The following is a 20,202-nucleotide window of genomic DNA, read 5'->3' on the forward strand; positions in this document are numbered from 1 at the left end:
TTTGCCTCGTCTGCTTGGCATTGGTTTGCCAAGCCTCACGAGACAGGGTAACTACGGGATTAAATCCCGCAAGGTTTTTGTTTCTTGTACGCTGAAGAAATCGACATAATCCTTAGCGATCACCTCTTTGAGATTGGCAGAAAAGTAATCAATCCTACGTGTGTAGGCTGCTTTTTTGTAACCTTCTCTCCAAACTACGGCAAATCCACCGCGGGGAGGGTTCTCTCTTCTTTCTACCAGTTCCCAAATGGCGGCTCCGGAAACCTTATCGTCCCCGATGGATTCCTTTCTCGGTTTGCCATATTTCTTTTCCATCTTCTCTTTGATTTTTTCCGTTGGAACCAAATTGAATGTGACCCCTACAGAAAATAGGATTCCGTTTTCACGAAATTCTGTCTGTCCATCGATGGAAGGATCGGTTTCCGCCACTCCCTCTCGTTTGGGGCGAACTTCTTTGAGTAGTTCTGGTGTTTTATAAAAACGGTAAAGATAGAAGATTCCATTTCGTTTGATGAGAAGGCTTTCTTCTTTTTTTTCATTTAAGAGTTCAATCTTTTCCTTTGATTCCGGATTGGTCGCCATAGACAAAAATTTCTCACGGATGGATTCAAAGGTCATCCCCCAAGAAGCTTCTGCAAATCCATCCAAACTATTGGGGATTTCTGTTTGAGCAGTGAGAATTCCTGGAAGGCAAAAAAGAAGGAAAATCAGATATTTCTTCATATGATTTTTATCGGCCGAAGGAGGAAAAAAGAGAACCTGTTTCTTACTTAAAATCGTCGGAGAAGGGATCATCTCCCAGTCCGAAGTCGTCGGTTTCCCCGGTAAAGGGACCATCTTCCTCTTCTTCCCAGCCATTGCCTTGAGTGGAATCGGTAGAACCAGAAGGTGCACCCCAATCCTCCTCGGATTCATAAGAATAGGCAGCAGGGCTTTCCTCAAAACTAACACCGAATATGGGTTCTCGGTTCCAAAGGAAAACAAGGACCGGAGTTTGTAAGAAAAAGAGAAGTAAGTAGAACAAAAAGAATAGGTCACGGTCAAGCCCGTAGTGGACGGCACCCGCAGACAGATTTCCAAGAGCCAAGCCGGAAAGAACGGGTTTGGCTAGGGCCAGGTAACGTTCTTCTCGGTAAGCTTCTTTTAAGTAGGGGAAAGAAAAGAAAACAGCCAAAAAGAAAATTGGCATATGGAAGATATGTTCCATTGGACCCGGTCCCTTATCCCCAAGGACTGTTCCCAGAAGGGACCAAAGCCAAACAAATAGGGCTGCAGTCAAAAAGGATGCAACCCCATAAACCAAGTTTCCTCCCGATTCTAAAACATTCAGACAAATGCGAAATACATCCCCACGAATGTCTGTTAGTTCTTCTCTTCTGTAATTGGTTTTAGCAGAGAAAAAAAGTATCTTCACGTAATAAGTAATTACGGCCGTCACCAAACAAAAAAAAGCGAGAAATAGGAGGAAAAGAAAAAATTCCATTAGTGACGGAAATGCCTCATTCCAGTAAAGACCATGATCAGACCATGTTCATCAGCAGCTTGGATCACTTCTTCATCTCGGATGGATCCGCCTGGTTGGATGATTGCTTTCGCACCCACTTTGGCAATGGCATCAATCCCATCGCGGAATGGAAAGAAGGCATCACTACCGACATAAGATCCCACAACCGAGAGTCCTACTTTTTGCGCTTTCATGGCTCCAAGTTCGACGGAGTCCACACGAGACATTTGTCCCGCTCCAATTCCGAGAGTGGAGTTTTGGTCAGTATATACGATGGCATTGGATTTGATAAACTTGACACAATTCCAAGCAAACATCAATCCTTCTAAGTCGTCAGCTGTTGGTCGTTTTTTGGAAACAATTTTCAATTTGTCTTTGGTAATCAAATCATAATCGCGATTTTGAATGAGAAGTCCGTGATGGAGAGAACGTAAATCCAATTCATCTAATGCTTCATCAAAGCGAGCGATGGGGATCAAACGAATGTTTGGTTTTTTACCAAAGATCTCCAATGCTTCGTCTGAAAAACTTTCCGCAATCACACCTTCTACAAAGTTCTTTGTGATTTCTTCCGCAGATTCTTTTTCCACTCGGCCATGGATTCCAATGATTCCACCAAAAGCAGAAATAGGATCTGTTTTTCTTGCTAACTCAAACGATTCTAAAACTGTTTCGCCAAAAGCAATCCCACAAGGATTTAAATGTTTTACGATGGATACGGCATTTTTCGGTAACAAACTGGCGACATGGAAGGCCGCATCAAAATCCAACATATTGTTGAAAGAGAGTTCCTTTCCTTGTAAGGCTTCAAACTGCGATTTGATAAATAGCGGTTCGTAGAAGGCTGCGTCTTGGTGCGGGTTTTCACCGTAACGAAGTTTTTGTTTTTTATTAAAAGCTAAAGTGATTTTATCAGGATATTTGATATCTAGTTTTTTATTAAAAAATGTGGATATCGCGGAATCATAAGATGCGGTTTCTGAAAAAACTTTGGCAGCATATTGAAATGCTGTTTCTCTTGAAACTTTTCCTTTGTTTGCCGTAAACTCTGATTGGAAGGATTCATAATCTTTTGGATCAGTGATTACAACTACGTTTTTATGATTTTTTGCCGCCGAACGGAGCATAGATGGTCCACCGATATCGATGTTTTCTATCGTATCCTCTAGTGTGACATCCGGTTTCATCACGGTTTTGACAAACGGATACAAATTCACAATCACAAGAGTGATGGGAACAATTCCATTACTTTCCATTTGTTTCACATGGTCGGGGTTTGTAGTGTCACCGAGAAGTCCACCGTGGATTTTTGGATGGAGGGTTTTCACTCGACCGTGGAGGATTTCTGGAAAACCAGTAAACTCATCTACTTTTTTTACAGGGATTCCAGCTTTGGAGAGGGCATCATAGGTTCCACCGGTGGAAAGGATTTCCACACCGTTTTTCGCTAAGAAGGAACAGATCTCCGTAATTCCGGCTTTGTCGGATACGGATACGAGTGCTCTTTTGATTTCGATCATTTTAGGATTTCTACCTTTCGTTCTTTGATTTTTAATTTATCTTCACAAAACAGTTGTATAGCGAGCGGAAGGATTTTGTGTTCTTCCGCGAGGATTGCAAGGGATAGTTCTTTTTCAGTCCACTCGGGAGCAATGGCAATCGCTTTTTGCAATATGATGGGACCTGTGTCCACACCTTCCTCCACAAAATGAACCGTACAACCTGCAACCTTCACTCCGTAATCAAGGGCCTGTTTTTGGGAATCGAGGCCGGGAAATGCCGGGAGTAGGCTTGGATGGACATTGATGATCCTATTTCGAAACCGGCGTACAAATTCTGGTTTTAGAATTCGCATATAACCGCAGGCCACAATGAGGTCGGGATTTAGGTTTTCCACTTCCCCCAGTAAATCCTTATGGTAGTCGGCTTTTTGGGAGTACGTAGCGTAAGGAATGGCTTTTGTGGGAATTCCAAAGGATTTGGCGATACCGAGTGCTTTGGCCTCCGGATTGTCTGTCACAAGGGCAACCAGGTCGAGCTTTAGCTTTTTTTTTCGAATGTACTCGACGGAAGCGGTAAAATTGGATCCTCTTCCCGAAGCCAAAAAAACGACACGTTTTATTTTTCCCATGTGATATTCTAAGAATATTCACTTGGGTCATTAAGCAAGTATCCTTTTTGGTCGATGGGAATACTCAGGAGAAAAAAATGTCGCTTGCGAGAAAAACCGGTGCCTCTGCTTACAATGAATACAAAGCCAATGAGATATCTACCGTTAGCCAAATCAAATTGATCGTGATGCTCTTTGACGGGGCCATCCGATTCCTTGGTGTGGCAAAAGACAATATGACTCCCAGAAAGTATGATGTTGTGAACAACAATATCATCAAAACTCAAGACATCATTACCGAACTTCTACTTTCTCTCAATATGGAAGAGGGGAAAGAAGTCGCAAATAACCTTTTGTCCTTATATGTTTATTTGAAGAAAAGATTGTTAGAAGCCAATATGCTAAAAGACAAAACAATCATCGAAGAGTGTATCAAAATCCTCATTGAGCTAAAAATCTCTTGGGAAGAGTTAGAAAAAAAAGACACTCCGAATCCAAACACAGCCCCTGGTGTGCGACCCACCGGAATTTCGATCACTGGATAGTTAATTACTCACAAATTTATGATTTCATCCAAACAAACGACCAAACAACTTTTACAAAAAAAGATCCAATACTTAGATTCTCTGATCGCCAATTTGAAAAGAGAAGATGAGTTACTGTCTTACCGTAATGCGGATACAGCAGTGAAGTTGGAATTTAAAAATGAAAGTTTAGTACGGAAGTTGGAAGAGGTCGACCGGGAACTTTGGGAAAGACAGGAAATCGAAGTTTATTCTGCTGATGAAATTGCCATTTCGGAAACGGTTTTTGAAAGATTGGACGCGGCAAGAATTCTCCAACAAAAAGTGCAAGAATTACTTGTTTTCGAAATGAATGAGAGTAAAAAAGAATATTGGGAATTCAGTATCAAACGAAAACTAAAGTTTCATTTGATTCAGACTTCCGGCCTCTCATGGACAAAAAATTACTGTTAAATGATTCCCTCCATTTTTTAGGCCTCTCTCCTGGATTTACAGAATCCGAGCTCAAAGAATCCTATCACAAACTCGCCAAAAAATACCATCCTGATTCTGGTGAATTTACAAGTGATGTAATGTTTTTGGAATTAAACAAACATTACGAATCCTTAAAAGATTATCTCCTGATCCATCCCGAAGACGAAATCTTTGCCTCTGGAAGTGGGGAAGGTTTTTCGGATACAAAAGTTCCCTCTCCCAAACCATCCAAAGATCCCGTATTTCATGAATACAAATTGGCCAAGGAAAAAGAAACTGAGGCAATTTTACGTTATTATGAAAAACGAAACCTCCATCCCATTGAACTTTCGGACAACTTAAACAAGGAACTGGTTCAATTGAGAAAAGATTTAGAACCTGTGCTTTCTGTCTATGCGGAGATTTTAAAAAAACATTCCACAAGCCTTTGGGCAAACGATGCTAAAGATTCTTTGGAACGACTTCGCGTTTGGTGGAGTTAAATAAAAAAAGCCGGAGGAGAACCCCGGCTTTTTTGTTTCTCTACCTAGATTCTTTTTGTCCTTAGAAATTTTAGACAAAAAGAACTACTGGTAATCGTGATGGTGTGTAAACTACGGCGTTGGTGTTGCCGCTGCTTCTCCGCCTACAAGACCAAGAGAGATCTCTGGAATCCAACTGATGAGGATAAGTCCAATCAGAAATAGTCCCACGATGGGAGCTACTGACTGGATGACCTTTCCTAACGGTTGTTTGAAGATACCAGAAGCCACAAATAGATTCACACCTACTGGTGGTGTCAAATATCCAATTTCCAAATTTACAATCATAATGATTCCGAAGTGGACTGGATTGATTCCATAGTTGACAGCCATAGGAGCAAGTAGTGGTGCTAGAACGAGGATCGCACTCATGATATCCATAAACATTCCCACGATGAGTAACAAAACGTTCACACCGATAAGGAAAGTCACTGGGCTTGAAATGAGTCCAGTCATGGTCGCTACTAAATTCTGAGGAATTTCGTTTTCAATCATGAACTTGTTCAAACTCACAGCAAGGATGAGTATCAGGAATAGAATTCCTAACATCTCCGCGCTTTCTGCCATGATCTTTGGGATCTTTGGAAAACTAAGTTCCTTGTGAATGAATACTTCCACGAGGATGGCATAAAATACTGCAATTGCCGCAGATTCTGTTGCTGTAAAGAAACCGGAGTAAATTCCACCGAGAATGACCACTGGCATCATTAAGGCAAGAACACCTTCCTTCCATGCGGTACGGATCTCTTGCCAATCCCATTTTCCACGACCCACTTTTCCTGCACGTAACACAGAGTAGATCATAAGAAGGGACATGAGAAGGATTCCAGGTCCGATCCCTGCGATGAAAAGATCCGTAACAGAAACACCCACCATAATCGCATATACAATCATAGGAATACTCGGAGGGATGATGATCCCAAGAGTTCCCCCTGAGGCAAGAAGTCCCATGGAAAACTGCGTTGGGTAACCGGCCTTAGTTAAGGAAGGATACATCAGACCGCCGATGGCAATGAGAGTTACCGGAGAGGATCCAGAGATCGCAGCAAAAATTCCGCAGGAAAATACCCCTGCAATCGCAAGACCCGCAGGAATGGGTGCTGTCATCGCTTGGGCAATTCGAATGAGTCGCCTAGCTATACTTCCGTGAGTCATTAGGTTCCCTGCGATAATGAATAGGGGAATCGCGAGTAGGATTTCCTTATCACCAGCAAAGAACAAATCCCCGATGATGCTGTTGAGTTCATGGAAGGACTCAAGAGGTGGATCTGGTAAAAAGTAATAACAATAAACAGTGATCGCGCCCATAAGTACGATCAACGGTTGTCTGAGTAAAATTAGACCAAGTAAGAGTAGGAGTATTCCCCAAGAACCCATTAGTGATTCCCCCGTGAGTTAGATTCGGAAAGTTCTTTTTCCGCAAGTTCCAATGCTTCTGTTGCTTCATTGATATCGGAAGGAATGAGTGCCGGAAAAATTCCATAACACAAATGTCTAAAACCCATAGAGAGAAAGACGTAAGGAAAAATCATTTGGACTTTCCATAAGTGGAGTTCCGTTACTGGATTCACTTCATCTAAACTAATACTTTCTAGAACATAAATGACAGAGAGGTAAGCTAGGAATAAAAAGAAAGCTGAGATGACCCACTGTTCTGCAATTTTAATATACGGTAACAATGCTTTTGGTAACACTTTGTCTGCAATTTCTGGACGGAGATGGGAACCTTTGGCACTCGCAAGTGCGGAACCGAATAGTCCTCCCCATAACATAAAATAGAGGGAAAGTTTTTGTGCCCAAATGATTCCACCAAGGCCGAGCCACTCTAAAAATCCGGAGGTTCCTCCGTGGATGGATTCTGCAATGTAGACACTCCAATCTCCGACGACACCAGCAACGCTGGTTTTCGGATAAGCTTCTGTGACTTCCATAATCCAATTAAATACAATATCGACTACTTCCCGTTTGGTAACGTCAGCAATCATGAGAAGAGTGAGCAGAAGGAAACAAATTCCCCCCGCCCATTTCTCGCCGAAACTCAAGGTGTTTAGAATTCGTTCGACGAATTTCATTTATCTATATCCTTCCTTAACTTATCCGCCGCAAGCTGCTTTGGCTTTTTGGATTTTGTCGAAGATTTGTTTGGATTGACCACCAATTTTACCAATGACTTGTCCTGAAACAGCGGCTGCCGCTGATTTGAATCCCGCTAAATCAGAGTTAGAAGGTTCGTAAACAATCACGTCTGCTTTTTTCAAAGTAGCAATCATGTTTTTTTCGATGGAACGAACGGCTTGTCTAGCCCCTGGAGCGAGTTTGTTTCCTTCACCCATAAGCGTTTTCTTTTGTTCGTCGTTTAGAGTATCCCAAAACTTTTTCGAATAAAGAATTGCCGCTGGTTGGTAGATATGGCGAGTCAATGTGAAATATTTGATAGCTGTTTGCCATTCTGCTGCTAAAGTGAAAAGAGGAGTGTTGTCAAAACCTTCTACCACACCCGTTTGGAGGGAGGGAAGAACTTCTGGAATCGCAATAGGAATTCCACTCACACCCAATTGTTTCCAATAAGCAATATGAACTGGAGATTCTTGGATTCTGATTTTGATTCCTTTTAGGTCGTCTGGAGTTTTGATAGGAGTGGATTTTGTTCCGATAGAACGATATCCATTTTCTGCCCAAGTAACAAAGATTAGGCCTTTTGCTTCGAAAAGTTTACGAAAATCTTCTTGTAAGTGGTCATCAAGGACACAGTCCGCTTGTGCATAAGAGTTGAATAAATAAGGAATCTCTAATACGTTAAGTTCTTTAACTGTATTGGCGAGAGCTCCTGCTGTGAGACCTGCACCTTGTAGTTTTCCACGGATGACTTGTTGGAGAATTTCGTTCTCTCCACCCATTTGCCCACCGGGATAAATTTTAAATTTAATTTGGCCTTGTGATTCTGATTCAATTTTCTTTTTGATTTTAGCAAGTTCGTTGGCCCACGGAGATCCCTCCGGTGCAACTGTTGCCAGTTTAACTGTTGTTTGAGCAAGTAAACCCCCACTGATCGTGAGGGAAATACTTACGCAAACTAAATACTTTAATTGTCTTAAAAACATCTAGTTCTCCTAGTAATGACTAAAGTTCGTCGAGTAATTTTTTGGCTTTTCGTTGTTCTACGATTTGATCCGCTTCGATTTCAGGAAGGGATGCTGGTTTGCCTTTCAAAACGAAATCTAATTGTTTTTTGAATTTGTCTTCGTTTCCTTTGAGGCGACTTTCGGCATATAAAACTCGAACGGCAAAATAGTTTGGATGTTTTGCAATCGCTTCTTCGAAGTATTTATCCGCTAATTTTTTGTCTCCTGTAGGAGAAAGAGCGTTACTTGCTGCGTCATATCGAAGTGTTGCTGCGTAAAAATATTCTTTACCGGTTGATTTTTCGATTTCTTTCACTCGGTTGATCATAGCAGAGAATTTGGAACGGTTAGAAAGGAGAGTAGTGAATCCAACTAAACGAGACCATTTTGCAAGAGATGCATATCTCCAATAGAGAGCATCAATGTCTTGAGGACCAAGAACATCCAAAGATTTTTCAATCTCTAGTTTTTCTTTGACTACTTTGTCTCTGAACTTTGCGTTGAGAGCAAGCGCGGCTTCACACCAAGTCACGGCAGCATCGTAAAATTGAATGGATTCTTCTTTTACTTTGTCGTCATTTTCAGATTCACCATTGAGTTTCAACCAAAGGTGTCCATCACTCAAAAGATAATTTCCACGGCAGAGTAGAACTTTCACATCTGCATATTGAGGATTCTCAAGTGCAAATTTTTCTAAACCAACAAGTGCTTGTCTTAGGTCTTGTTCGTTTTGTCTGTTCTTCCATAGTTTTTCTATGTCAGCAGGAAGTTTTGCTGGAGCTGTTGCTCTCTCTACATTTAAGTCAGAGATTTTCACTTGTCTTGATTTTCCGCAAGCAACAACAGAAACGAGTACGAGTGCTGCCATTGCGATTTTTGACCAATGTTTCGTTTGGTACATTTTGTATCATCCTCCAAAAGATATTTGGGACCTGAATCCCTTTCTATTTGTATCCTCTTGGGAAGGCTTTGTTGCTAAAATTTAGATAAATTCTAAAAAAAGCACAAAGATTTCCCATGATTCCGGAAAAAAATACACGCATTTGACTTAAATGCAAGAAAGTTTTATTTTAAGGGACAATAAGAGTATTTGAGGAAATGGAAACCTTAAACGAACTCGTGCTATTCTGTAGATTGACCGAGAGGCCTAGGGTACGCATAGCAATGTAGGTTCCCGGTGTGAGGGTGGTAAAAATTCGGCAAGATACCCCGCTGGTATTCGGATTCTCAGAAGGATCGATTTCAAAGGTGTATTCGATGGGTTGGACAATCGTGGATGAGGCCAAAACACATTGAGCTCCCACATTGAGATCTGTCGGGTTCTGGGCCAAAGTTTCTGTGGCACCGGAGTAAAGCCGGTATCCCTGGAAGATGAATTCTGGGTTTTGGGCCCTAACTTTGATGGTAAAGTTGGAATTTCCGTTATTGGTAATGGAAATTAAGGTGGGGGGTGCCTGGACGGCAGCCGTAGTCGAGTAATTGGTGCAGCCGAGACCTAAAAAACTCAGGATCACCAGAGAAAAGGCGCGGAATAAAAAAGAAACTGTGTTCATTTTTGCCCTCGAGCTTCTCTGTTTTTCCTCCGCCACCAATAGAAGGCAGCCACCAATATGGCGAGGCCAACGAGAACTAGAATGATGGTTTGTCCATTCCGAACCCAACCCATAAGTTGGTCAAAATTATGGGCCCCGTAATACCCTAAATACACCCAAATGGGAACAGAAATTAGGGCAGCAAATCCATCGGTAAATACAAAACGAATGAAACTGATTTGTTTGGAAGTGCCCGCGGTAAAGAATATGGGCATCCGCAGTCCTGGCATAAATCGACCAAAGAAAACAACCCAGCGACCGTATTTCTTGAATTGTTCGCGAACCTTGTCAAACCTCTCGGGATGGAGGACAGTGCGGAGAACGGGAAGTGTGAGTGCTTTTTCCCCGTAATAACTTCCGAGCCAAAATACAAAGCTGTCTCCGATGAGAACACCGGCCATCCCCACAAGGAACATGATATGGACATTGGCATAACCAAGGCCTGAAATGACGCCACCTGCAGTCAGGGAAATGTCTTCAGGAACCGGAAGACCAAATCCACAAAGGATCAGAATTCCAAAAACGGCAAAATAACCGTATTGCATAAAAATGGAAACTAGAGTTTGTAGAAAGTCCATGAGGGATTTATACTGATTTTATGGTTTCGTTCAAAAAGGAAAGTGATTTATGAAGAAAGGGAGAAATGAGCTCCTAGACGATGAAGAAAAAATCCTTGCTCCCTATGCTGTCAGGAGTAGAAATCCGGGGGACCGCGAGTACAGTGAACTGGAACATCCTTACCGCCTTCCCTTTCAAAGAGACCGCGATCGTATCATTCATTCCCACGCATTCAAACGATTGGAATACAAAACCCAAGTTTTTGTTTATTCGGAAGGAGATCATTTTCGCAATCGACTCACACATACCTTAGAGGTAGCCGGGATTTCCAAAACCATCTCCAAAGTCCTTGGACTCAATGAAGACTTAAGTGAAACGATAGCTCTCGCACATGATCTAGGCCACTCTCCCTTTGGTCATGCCGGTCAAGAGGCACTAGCAGAACTCATGCGAGGGAAGGGTGGGTTTGAGCACAACAAACAATCGTTACGTGTGGTTCAGAAATTAGAACGTAGATATCCTGAGTTTCCAGGTCTCAATCTCTGTGGGGAAACCTTACTTGGGATCATGAAACATGGCGGGGATTACGAAAAATCAGACCTATTCGATGTTCGGCGAGATAGTGGTCCTTCGTTAGAAGCGATGGTGGTGGATAGTTCGGATGAAATTACTTATAGCGCCCATGATTTGGAAGATGGATTAGAAAGTGGATTGTTACGGCTTTCCGATGTGAAAGAATTAAAAGTTTGGAAACGATTGGAAGATTTTCTTCCTAAAACAAATCCCTCGGATAAAGATTCTGTTTCTCGTTCGGCGGGTCGGATTTTGCTTAATTTAATGGTTTCTGATTTGATTGATAGTATCGAAAACCGTTTACAAAAACATTCCATTCAGACTAGAGAGGATGTCTCTCTTGCCTTCCAGAACCAAACGAAACTGGTACAATTTTCTGAGGAATTCCAGGTCGAATTTCATGAACTCAAATCCTATTTGTTTGGAAAACTCTACCGCCATCCGGAAGTATCCAGGATGAGTGAAAGAGGAAAAGAAACGATTTTTTTACTCTTCAAACATTTTGAATCCCATCCGGAATCCATCCCGGAGTCGTATCGGAATAGAGAAGAAGAAGAGGGAAGGATGCGAGTGATTTGTGATTATATCGCTGGAATGACAGACCGGTATGCCATTGAAAAATTAAAACGAGAAGGGATACTTTGGTTTCCTTATTAATTGAAAGAAAAATAAAAACGATTATGATTTCAAAAACTTGGGAGAAGTCTTAAATGTACCAATTGTATTCCAATCCCCGTTCCCCTTTTAGCAAACGGGTTCATATTTATTTGCAATATAGAAATCTTCCTTATGAAACTCTCACCATTGCTTTAGAAAAATTAGAAAATCGAAAGAAACCTTTTATCCAAATCAACCCTTATGGGAAAGTTCCTGTGCTTGTGGATGATGGTTTTTTTCTTGCGGAGTCCCAGGCTATCATCCGTTATTTGGAAGAGAAACATTCCTTCGATTCTCCCTTTTTCTCAAAGGAGATCCAAAAGGGAGCCCTTCTCAACCAGGCCATCCAACGTTGTGAATCAGAGTTTTGTTTTCCGGGAAGTATCGTCTACTTTGCCAAGAAATTTGTCCCCGAAGAAAAATGGGATACAAATCGAATGAAAGATTCCTTAAAACGGATCGGAAGGCATTTTGATATTTTGGAAGGGATTCTGGAATCCAATGATTACCTACATGAAAACAGGTTTGGTTTTTTAGAAATTTTATATGCCCCCTTTATCAGACAAATCGAACTTATGGAAGTTAAAGTCCCTACGAAGGTCGGTGATTGGGTGAAACGAGTGTTAGAAGAACCGGTCGTTTCTCGAGTGCTTGCCGATTCAAATTAACTTTTATTTTGGAGTTTTTACGAAATTAGTTCAGAAGGAAAATTCACAAGCTTTTCCAAAAATTGGTTTTGTAAAGAATGGGAAAGCTCTTTCCAATTCTTAGCCCAGTCGGTCGATCCATTGGGTCCTACGATATTGGTTACGGCTAAATAGGCAGTGACCGAAAGAGAAAACTTTGCTGCGACTTTTGTGATTCCAAAGAGTTCCAAATTTTCAACTTCTAATCTCAGAAAGGATGCGTCCGGTGGGGTTTTGAGTTCCGCCAGTGTGATCGTTGTGGGGGCATTACAACGTACGGTCCGAAACCGGTTGTCTGCAATCATTCCATAAAACTCTTGTGCTTCAGGAATTTGTTTGGCAATTTTTAATGAGTGGGCTAGTTCTTTCGTATAGACTAGGTTTGGTGATACAACCGACTTTATGGGGATTCCTGTCCATTCGTAAGCACCACAAGATCCAAAAAAAACAATATGCCTTATCTCTTTGTTTCGGAAAAGATAATCGGATAAATTGACAGCAGCTTCTAAATTTCCAATCCCCATCACTTCTACGTGTGGAAACTTTCCCGAAGCACGAAGGATATTTATTTCTCCTTCGAATGCTCCAGTAACGAGTGTTTGGTCGGGATTAAAGGGTAACAAGTCCTTCCGTTTCAGGATATCCATACATCAAATTCAAATTCTGTAAGGCCTGTCCTGCCGCCCCTTTCACTAGATTGTCGAGTGCAGAAACGATGACGAGAGTGTTTCCTTTGATACGAAATCCCAGATCCAAGAAGTTTGTATTTTGTACTTTTCTGATTTCTACTTCTTCTGGAGAGGAATACAAACGAAGGAAAGGTTCTTTGGATGCTGCGACTTGAAATTTTTCTTCTACAATTTTTGGATCAATGCCTTTGGGAAAGTTTAAGTAAATTGTGGCAAGGATTCCTCTGTAGATGGGAAGTAAGTGGGGAGTGAAATGAATTTCCTTTTCCTCCGAACCTACAAATCCATATTCTTCCATTTCCGGTTCATGTTGGTGGGTAAGGATTTTGTAAGCTCTAAAATTTTCATATACATGCGTATAAGCAAATTTGATTTCTTCGGTCCTACCTCCGGCACCACTCACACCTGATTTGGCATCAACAATCACTGGGCCTTGGATTTCTTTTCTCAAATTTCCAAGAAGGGCAATGGGGAGAATGGCAGAGGTCGCATAACAACCTGGATTCGAAACAAAGTTAGCATTTTTTAGTTTTTCGCGAAAGAGTTCCGGTAGACCAAAGACCACTTGGTTCATCAGTCCAAATTCTGTATGAGGAAATTGATACGCCTTTTCAAATTTGGTTTGGTTGTGAAGCCTAAAGGTTCCTGAAAGATCAATGACCTTGCGACCTTCTTTTAAAAATTGCGGGGCTTTCTCGAGGGAGACTTCATTCGGAGTGGCAAGAACAATGCCGGCATCTTTGGGAACCGGAGCCTCGTGTTTTTGAAACTTTAAATCCGGTAGATGGCTTAGATCAGGAAAAACTTCACGGATATGTTTTCCATCTACTTGGTTGGATGTGACATGAACTAACTCAAAACCCGGATGGTGGGCGATGAGTTTTGTGAGTTCTTTGCCGGTGAGACCACCTGCACCAATGATTGCTATTTTTGTTTGTTTCATAGTAGGAACCAAGGTCAAGATTTGCGGATTGGGGCAAGCTGTCAAACGGCTCTAATATAGAATTGAGTTGATTTTCTAAAATCTTTCTTTGTAATGATTGGACTGTTCTATGATCACCTCCGTAACACTACTCAAAGAATTTACTGTCCAGATGAAGTCACAGGGACTCAGGATATTGATCTCCATTCGGATGGTCATTGGGTGGATTGCGTTCATAGCAACGATGCTGAATTTTGGAAAACCCACCTTTTTGGTAGCAGGAGTTTTATCTTTTTATTTTTTACTGACTTCCCTCTTTGGGTATCTTTATGTGAAAAAAAAAGAAAGTTTTGATTCTGGCAATGGGTTGTTTACCTTCTTTTTGTCTTTTGATTTTTTGGCCATTGTCGCTGGATTTTATTTAGCCATCCATAGTTATCCAAAAGAATTTGCGGCCATTCCCATCCAAAATTCTGTTTTTTTTACCATCTTTTTTTTCTACCAACTCTACATTGCTTTTTATTTGAACCGTCGGTTTTCCACACTAATGGGAATTTTAGTCATTTTGAGTTATATAGGTGGGCTTGGGATTGCAATCGCGAAAGGAACTGCCGTGTTCACACAATACAGGTTGGAAGCTCAAACACCGGGAAAAATTGTCCTCACCATAGAAATATTAAAAATCATTTTGTTGATGGCTATCACATACTGTTTAGTGAGGCTTGTATCATTTCTTTTAGATATATTAGAAAACAACAACCAACGGTTAGCTGAAGAAATTAATTTAAGAGAAACAACTTTACTTAAGAATGATCGATTGGTTACTTTAGGAACTCTTGCATCCAATGTGGCCCATGAAATAAACAATCCTCTGGCAGGGATAAAAGCCATGAACGAATATTTGTTTTCGGAAGAGTTTACTTTTTTAAAGCGTAAGGAGCCCCTTTGGAAAGAAAAAGAAACTGAATTTCTTTTTATCGAGCGTAATAGAAAACAAAAACGCGATGACTATGATGTTATCTATACATTGTTTCATTTTTTACCCAAAGAGGAATTGGATTTTTTAGCCGAAAGGTGTATCGATTTAGGAATCGATCATAAAAGTTTTGAAGGATTGGCATTAGAACTCAACGCGGAGTGGGAATTTGTTTTTCTTTGGTTGAAATATAAAACCATGGAAAAAGCAAATTTATTAATCTCCAATGGAATCAATCGCACTGAAAAAATCATCTCGACCTTCCAACAAATATCAGAGCCGTATTTAGACCGACTGAATGAAAAGGTACGGGTGGGAGAAAACATTCGTGATGTGTTATTATTATACAACCAGTTCTTTTCAGAAGGCCTAATCCTCAAAACAGAAATTGATGATTCTTTAGAATCGAAAGTATCCGAATCTGCCATGAAACTAGTTTGGACTCATTTGATTTTAAATGCTATCCAAGCAGCCAAACCGGGGAAGGGGATCGTCCATGTAAAAGTAACAAAGTTCAGCGAGGAGGAAATCCAAGTCTCAGTCACAGATAATGGGAAAGGAATTCCCGATGATCAAAAAGAGAGTATTTTTATGCCCTTTTTTACAACGAGAGACAAAGGAGAAGGAAGTGGACTTGGGTTACCTATATCAAAGGATATTGTGGAAAAACAAAAAGGAAGACTTGAATTTCAAAGTGTTCCAGGAAATACAGTTTTCTCAGTTTATTTACCGCTTGCCAAATGAATTAAGGAAAACAAAATTACGTTCTTTTAACAAAGAGATGTCTCGAATTTAAATTTGATTAGTTTTCATTGACTCTAATCAATTTTGTTTCTTTTCTTTCGTCGAATTTAGGCAGTGAATGAAAGGTCTATAATATCGGAATGAATCCAATTTCATTGATTTCAGGCAAACGAGAGTTATGTGATCTTATATTGTCCACAGGCCTACATGGATTTTTGGTATGGGATACATCGATAGGAATCGTATACCCAAGTCCCGTTGCGTCCAAGTCGATGGGAATGGTTGAAGACCAATCCTTTCCGGCAGAATGCATTCTTACTAACTCAGGGATTCGTTTGGATACGGATCTTGGTAGCTCAGGGTCCATTCTTGGTCGTATTTGTTTTGATCCGAGTAATAGCGCAGGATTTCCCTTTCGGATGCATTTGAAGGATTTTACAGAGTCTGGTAAAAACTTCATTCTGATTGTTTTGGATACCACTATGGAATCTCCAAACAATACAAATCCCCATATTCTACAATCGACAGAACTTTCTCGTGATTTATTTTCCTCATCCTTTCGTAGTTCTAGTATTGGAATGGAGATTGAAAATCCTCATGGAGAAGTGATTGAGGTCAATCCTATCTTTTGCCAGTGGCTTGGATTTTCAGCGAGCGAATTAAAAACGAAATCCATATCGGATATTACCCATCCAGAAGATTTAAAATTAGAACTTTCTTTTTTGGAAAAACTCAATCGAGGTTCGATCCAAAGTTTTCAAATAAAAAAACGTTATATCACAAAAGACAAACGATTGATTTGGGCTTTGTTAAACAAGTCCATCATTCGAGACCATTTAGGAAACCCTGTCTATTACCTCTCTCAAATCTTAGATATCTCTGAATCTTTACAAGCAGAGCTGGAGTTACAAAACATATCCCGACTCCTCGACCAAGTGGCAGGGCTTGCAAAAATTGGTGGTTGGGATTTGGATCTCAAAACCAACAAAGCCAGTTGGACCAATGTCACCAAAAGAATCCATGAAGTAGAAGATGATTTTATTCCTAGTGTGGAAGGGGGAATTGAATTTTACCATTCGGAAGAAAGTAAACGTAGGATCTCCAGTGCCGTCGCTTTACTTTTAAAAGAAGGAAAGGAATACGATTTAGAACTGGAAATGGTCACTGCCAAAGGAAACCAAACTTGGGTTCGAACCATTGGACGTGCTGAGTATGAAGATGGTAAAGTTGTAAAAATCTACGGAATCATCCAAGATATCAATGAACGTAAAAAATGGGAAATGGCCCTTGCCGCACAAACTTCGATTTTGTGGTCTTTTGTGGAACATGCCCCGGCCGCCGTTGCCATGTTAGACCAAGAGATGCGGTATGTGGCTCTTAGCCAACGTTGGATTGAAGATTATAAAATTCCATTTACCAAGGAAGAAATCATTGGAAAAGGCCATTATGAAATATTTCCAAATATTGGTCCTGAATGGAAAGACATCCATGCACGAGGGTTACGTGGTGAAGTTTTAAAACGAGATGAGGATGTATGGAGACCCCCGGGTTGGAACAAAGACCAAGTGCTCCAATGGGAAATTCGTCCTTGGAACCAACTGGGTGGTGGGATTGGTGGGATACTTATGTTCACTCGTGATATTTCAGATGCCTATGAGACCAGGTTGGAACTTAAAATCGCCAAAGAATTTGCAGAAAAAGCATACAGTGCCAAGTCGGAATTTTTAGCGAATATGAGTCATGAAATTCGTACTCCCTTAAACGGTATCATTGGTTATTCGGACTTACTGGCGGAAACATTGGAAAATTCTTCCTATAGTGAATACGCACAAATTGTCAAACAGTCAGCTCATGCACTTCTTAACATTGTAAATGATATATTAGATTTTTCTAAAGCAGAAGCGGGGAAGTTACAATTGGCGGAAGAACCATACAATCTTAAAAAATTGGTATTGGAAGCTATCAAAATTATGAATATCCAAGCCATCATCAAAGGCCTCGACATTCAATTTCATATTGATGAAAACATCCCTACACTTCTTATGTTTGATTCCAATCGGTTACGCCAAGTGATTTTGAACTTACTTGGGAACTCGATCAAATTTACTGAGTCTGGTTATGTAGAATGTAACGTAAAACGACTGGAACTAGAGGATCCAAAACAAGTAAAGGTCAGGATTACTGTTAAGGATACAGGGATTGGAATCGCAAAAGATAGCCAGGAAAAAATATTTGATTCCTTTACTCAGGAAGATTTTTCCACCACACGGAAGTTTGGTGGAACAGGACTTGGTCTTGCCATTTGTAAACAACTTCTCGCACTTATGAAATCCGATTTACAATTAAAAAGTAAATTGAATGAGGGAAGTGAATTCTATTTTGATATCCAACTGAGGATTCCTGAATTTGACCCTGAATTAAAACCGGTGGAGTCGGAGGCTAAAGGATTGAAGGAGGGAGACCAGAGTCGTTCTTCTCTGGGTGAGACTTCCAAAATTTTAGTGGTGGAAGACAATCCAGTAAACCTTGGGCTTATGAAGAACTTTATCAAACGAATCCTCCCGGAAGTGAAGATTTTGGAAGCTCAAAATGGGGAAGAGGCCATTTTGGTATTCCAAGAAGAAACACCTTCTCTCATCCTTATGGACATTCAAATGCCGATTATGAATGGTTATGATGCCACAAAAGAAATCCGAAAACTTCCCCATGGAAAAACCCTACCCATCATTGCGGTGACGGCCGGGATCATTGCAGGAGAAAAAGAAAAATGCCTCGAAATTGGAATGAATGATTATATCAGTAAACCAGTCCAAAAAGAGAATTTAAAACAAACACTTCTTAAATGGTTGGAACCTTAAAAACCTTTAAGGATCAAATCGGAATAGGCCACCGAGCCGAACCGAATAGGCCTCACCCAAAGCGGAAGCCCGCACATATTTATTTCCCGGATCTCGAAGTTCGCCGGCACCAGTCACAGGATCGTAACTGGCAATCTGTGCAGATTGTCCGGAATACCGGTCTACATCTTTATAAAAGGTTCGGAACAAATCGGTTTGGATGAAAAAACGAACCCTTTCGTCAGGATCATAATACATTCTAAATCCATAATCATGGTTTTCTCGCAGGGCTCCCATCACACGGGGGTTAGATGTCCATTGGAAACTATCGGACCGACTTATGGTGAGTTGGTTGTAGTCGGCTCCCACAAGTACTTCGGGATTGATCACTCGGGAGACACCCCCATGAATTCCGATTCCAAATTGTTTGGTGACTTCGTAGTTGAAACTTAAGAAACCGGTGACCTCTCTCGGGGAATTGTATTTGGTTCTTGTGCTGGCTTTGGCATCGGTGAAATATCCTCCCGATAAAAAACCCCATTGGCTGTCAGTGATTTCATTTCCATAAGTTGTGGATTGGAATGGAGAAATTCCAGAAGCCGTTACTGAATTTAAATTGGCTCCGTAAGTGATTTCTCCTTTGGATTCGAGGGGTCCCCATTTCCAAGTGAATCCAAAGGAAACACCACCAGCGGCAAGGTTCGTTCTTTGGTTGGATTCTTTTTGTAAAAGTCCCGATATGGGGGTGGCATTCGGATCCTGGCGACTGGGATCATAATGTAAATAACTTCCATCCCGAGTACCATCCGTATAAGGATCGCTTACTTTTAGTTTGGCACCAAGGGCGGATGTAGTGAACATTAGATTTGTTGTGGGAAACCAATCGATTCTAACGGCAATCGTTGGCATGGAATTTCGTTCTACATTGATTTTGACTTGGGGGTCATTGTGAAACCCAGTGGTTCCGATCGCAGTTCCGAATTTAAACTTTCCTAATTTATACCAAGCCCCCAATTGTTCTCTTTGCCATCCTACGTTTCCTGTTGCCGACATAAAGGCACTGGAGTTAAAGGAGTGGGGAAAAACACCGGCAAACATATCCCAAGTTCTACCTAAAAAGATTTCAAACGAAGGGTTCGGAGTGTACTTAAAATAGATTTGGCGGACTCGGGGTTTGGTTTCTGGACCAGCTGAACTTTTGGATACGTCCACAAAGTCGGCTTCAAAAACTCCTTTGAGTTTGGCTCCGTAAGAAATTTCTGCTCCGAGTAAGGAACTCGTAGGATAAATTCCTGAACGTGATTCTGAGTCGCGGGCTTGCACTTGGCGTTTGGCCATTGTGGGAGCCACTAAGTTATCAAATCCGAAGGAAAGAACGGAGTTGTTCGCATAAGCAAAGTCTGTTTTAAACATACCTGTGATTTTGTATTCCAGGGCGCTAGGGGGAGTTGATTCTTTTGGTTCTCCCTCCGTTGGTTTCGCGTCGGGAGTTTGTATTTCCTTAGGGATTTCAGTAGACCTTGGGAGAGGTTTCTTTTTGGGCGCCGCCACCAAACCAAGGACAGGCAGGAGGAAGAGACTCATCATGAAGAGAGTATAAACTTTCCAGGAGATACGCTTTTTTCCTTGAGGTGTAGGGGTCATAAATGTTATGACACTCTATACTCTTGTAGCAGATTTGCAAACAAGATTCGGATTTTTGTTTTAATAAGG

Annotated in this window: 20 protein-coding genes; 7 read left to right on the top strand and 13 right to left on the bottom strand. The window is 41.1% G+C overall.

Annotated features, from left to right (window positions below; genetic code table 11):
* Nucleotides 1-51: 51 nt before the first annotated feature.
* The 4 genes from JWG41_RS20565 to purN are packed head-to-tail and all read right to left on the bottom strand — an operon-like array spanning nucleotide 52 to nucleotide 3,635.
* Complete coding sequence (locus JWG41_RS20565) at nucleotides 52-723, bottom strand: hypothetical protein (RefSeq protein ID WP_205271506.1); 672 nt, start codon at nucleotides 721-723, stop codon at nucleotides 52-54.
* A gap of 43 nt (nucleotides 724-766) precedes the next feature.
* Complete coding sequence (locus tag JWG41_RS20570; protein ID WP_205271507.1) at nucleotides 767-1,483, bottom strand: hypothetical protein; 717 nt, start codon at nucleotides 1,481-1,483, stop codon at nucleotides 767-769.
* Nucleotides 1,483-3,024, bottom strand: coding sequence for a bifunctional phosphoribosylaminoimidazolecarboxamide formyltransferase/IMP cyclohydrolase (gene purH, locus JWG41_RS20575; RefSeq protein ID WP_205271508.1), 1,542 nt, complete (start codon nucleotides 3,022-3,024; stop codon nucleotides 1,483-1,485). Before purH ends, JWG41_RS20570 begins: the two co-directional genes overlap by 1 nt.
* Complete coding sequence (gene purN / locus JWG41_RS20580; protein ID WP_205271509.1) at nucleotides 3,021-3,635, bottom strand: phosphoribosylglycinamide formyltransferase; 615 nt, start codon at nucleotides 3,633-3,635, stop codon at nucleotides 3,021-3,023. Before purN ends, purH begins: the two co-directional genes overlap by 4 nt.
* Nucleotides 3,636-3,712: 77 nt before the next feature.
* On the opposite strand from purN, the gene fliS reads away from it, so the two are divergent.
* From fliS to JWG41_RS20595, 3 genes are read left to right on the top strand one after another with little or no spacing between them, the layout of a single operon-like run.
* A complete protein-coding gene (fliS, locus tag JWG41_RS20585) occupies nucleotides 3,713-4,159 on the top strand; it encodes a flagellar export chaperone FliS (RefSeq protein ID WP_205271510.1) in 447 nt (148 codons plus the stop codon).
* An 18-nt stretch (nucleotides 4,160-4,177) separates the two neighbouring features.
* Nucleotides 4,178-4,591, top strand: coding sequence for a flagellar protein FlgN (locus tag JWG41_RS20590; RefSeq protein ID WP_205271511.1), 414 nt, complete (start codon nucleotides 4,178-4,180; stop codon nucleotides 4,589-4,591).
* Nucleotides 4,570-5,094 carry a J domain-containing protein gene (locus tag JWG41_RS20595; RefSeq protein ID WP_205271512.1) on the top strand — a complete coding sequence of 175 codons (525 nt, stop codon included), beginning with the start codon at nucleotides 4,570-4,572 and terminating at the stop codon, nucleotides 5,092-5,094. The genes JWG41_RS20590 and JWG41_RS20595 overlap by 22 nt, the downstream gene beginning before the upstream one ends.
* Before the next feature lie 111 nt (nucleotides 5,095-5,205).
* Here the strand turns inward: JWG41_RS20595 and JWG41_RS20600 are convergent, their stop codons facing one another.
* From JWG41_RS20600 to JWG41_RS20625, 6 genes are all read right to left on the bottom strand, one after another.
* The gene (locus tag JWG41_RS20600) at nucleotides 5,206-6,510 is read right to left on the bottom strand and encodes a TRAP transporter large permease (RefSeq protein WP_205271513.1); all 1,305 of its coding nucleotides are present in this window, start codon (nucleotides 6,508-6,510) and stop codon (nucleotides 5,206-5,208) included.
* Entirely contained in the window at nucleotides 6,510-7,205 is a 696-nt protein-coding gene (locus JWG41_RS20605) for a TRAP transporter small permease (RefSeq protein ID WP_205271514.1), read from the bottom strand. The genes JWG41_RS20600 and JWG41_RS20605 overlap by 1 nt, the downstream gene beginning before the upstream one ends.
* A 21-nt stretch (nucleotides 7,206-7,226) precedes the next feature.
* A complete protein-coding gene (gene dctP, locus JWG41_RS20610; RefSeq protein ID WP_205271515.1) occupies nucleotides 7,227-8,234 on the bottom strand; it encodes a TRAP transporter substrate-binding protein DctP in 1,008 nt (335 codons plus the stop codon).
* Nucleotides 8,235-8,253: 19 nt separating this feature from the next.
* Nucleotides 8,254-9,156: a TRAP transporter TatT component family protein gene (locus JWG41_RS20615; protein WP_205271516.1), complete on the bottom strand. Its 903-nt coding sequence runs from the start codon at nucleotides 9,154-9,156 to the stop codon at nucleotides 8,254-8,256.
* Between the two features lie 169 nt (nucleotides 9,157-9,325).
* Nucleotides 9,326-9,808, bottom strand: a complete 483-nt coding sequence (locus tag JWG41_RS20620; RefSeq protein ID WP_205271517.1) for an LIC11661 family lipoprotein — start codon at nucleotides 9,806-9,808, stop codon at nucleotides 9,326-9,328.
* Nucleotides 9,805-10,425 (bottom strand): DedA family protein, encoded by a 621-nt coding sequence (locus JWG41_RS20625; protein WP_205271518.1) that lies wholly within the window; start codon nucleotides 10,423-10,425, stop codon nucleotides 9,805-9,807. The genes JWG41_RS20620 and JWG41_RS20625 overlap by 4 nt, the downstream gene beginning before the upstream one ends.
* A gap of 49 nt (nucleotides 10,426-10,474) precedes the next feature.
* Here JWG41_RS20625 and JWG41_RS20630 point away from each other — a divergent pair, with 49 nt between their 5' ends.
* Nucleotides 10,475-11,635, top strand: coding sequence for a deoxyguanosinetriphosphate triphosphohydrolase (locus tag JWG41_RS20630; protein WP_205271519.1), 1,161 nt, complete (start codon nucleotides 10,475-10,477; stop codon nucleotides 11,633-11,635).
* 53 nt (nucleotides 11,636-11,688) lie between these two features.
* Nucleotides 11,689-12,303 (top strand): glutathione S-transferase family protein, encoded by a 615-nt coding sequence (locus JWG41_RS20635; protein ID WP_205271520.1) that lies wholly within the window; start codon nucleotides 11,689-11,691, stop codon nucleotides 12,301-12,303.
* Nucleotides 12,304-12,320: 17 nt separating this feature from the next.
* Here the strand turns inward: JWG41_RS20635 and JWG41_RS20640 are convergent, their stop codons facing one another.
* Both JWG41_RS20640 and argC read right to left on the bottom strand, forming a co-directional pair.
* Entirely contained in the window at nucleotides 12,321-12,944 is a 624-nt protein-coding gene (locus tag JWG41_RS20640) for a phosphorylase (RefSeq protein WP_205271521.1), read from the bottom strand.
* The gene (argC, locus tag JWG41_RS20645; protein ID WP_205271522.1) at nucleotides 12,931-13,953 is read right to left on the bottom strand and encodes an N-acetyl-gamma-glutamyl-phosphate reductase; all 1,023 of its coding nucleotides are present in this window, start codon (nucleotides 13,951-13,953) and stop codon (nucleotides 12,931-12,933) included. Before argC ends, JWG41_RS20640 begins: the two co-directional genes overlap by 14 nt.
* 109 nt (nucleotides 13,954-14,062) lie before the next feature.
* Here argC and JWG41_RS20650 point away from each other — a divergent pair, with 109 nt between their 5' ends.
* Both JWG41_RS20650 and JWG41_RS20655 read left to right on the top strand, forming a co-directional pair.
* Complete coding sequence (locus tag JWG41_RS20650; protein WP_205271523.1) at nucleotides 14,063-15,652, top strand: sensor histidine kinase; 1,590 nt, start codon at nucleotides 14,063-14,065, stop codon at nucleotides 15,650-15,652.
* A gap of 140 nt (nucleotides 15,653-15,792) precedes the next feature.
* A complete protein-coding gene (locus tag JWG41_RS20655; protein ID WP_205271524.1) occupies nucleotides 15,793-18,510 on the top strand; it encodes a PAS domain S-box protein in 2,718 nt (905 codons plus the stop codon).
* 6 nt (nucleotides 18,511-18,516) lie between these two features.
* Here JWG41_RS20655 and JWG41_RS20660 read toward each other — a convergent pair whose 3' ends face one another.
* Nucleotides 18,517-20,076: a hypothetical protein gene (locus JWG41_RS20660; RefSeq protein ID WP_232374139.1), complete on the bottom strand. Its 1,560-nt coding sequence runs from the start codon at nucleotides 20,074-20,076 to the stop codon at nucleotides 18,517-18,519.
* Nucleotides 20,077-20,202: the final 126 nt, after the last annotated feature.

It is taken from the genome of Leptospira chreensis (genome assembly GCF_016919165.1).
Classification (GTDB): Bacteria; Spirochaetota; Leptospiria; order Leptospirales; family Leptospiraceae; genus Leptospira_A; species Leptospira_A chreensis.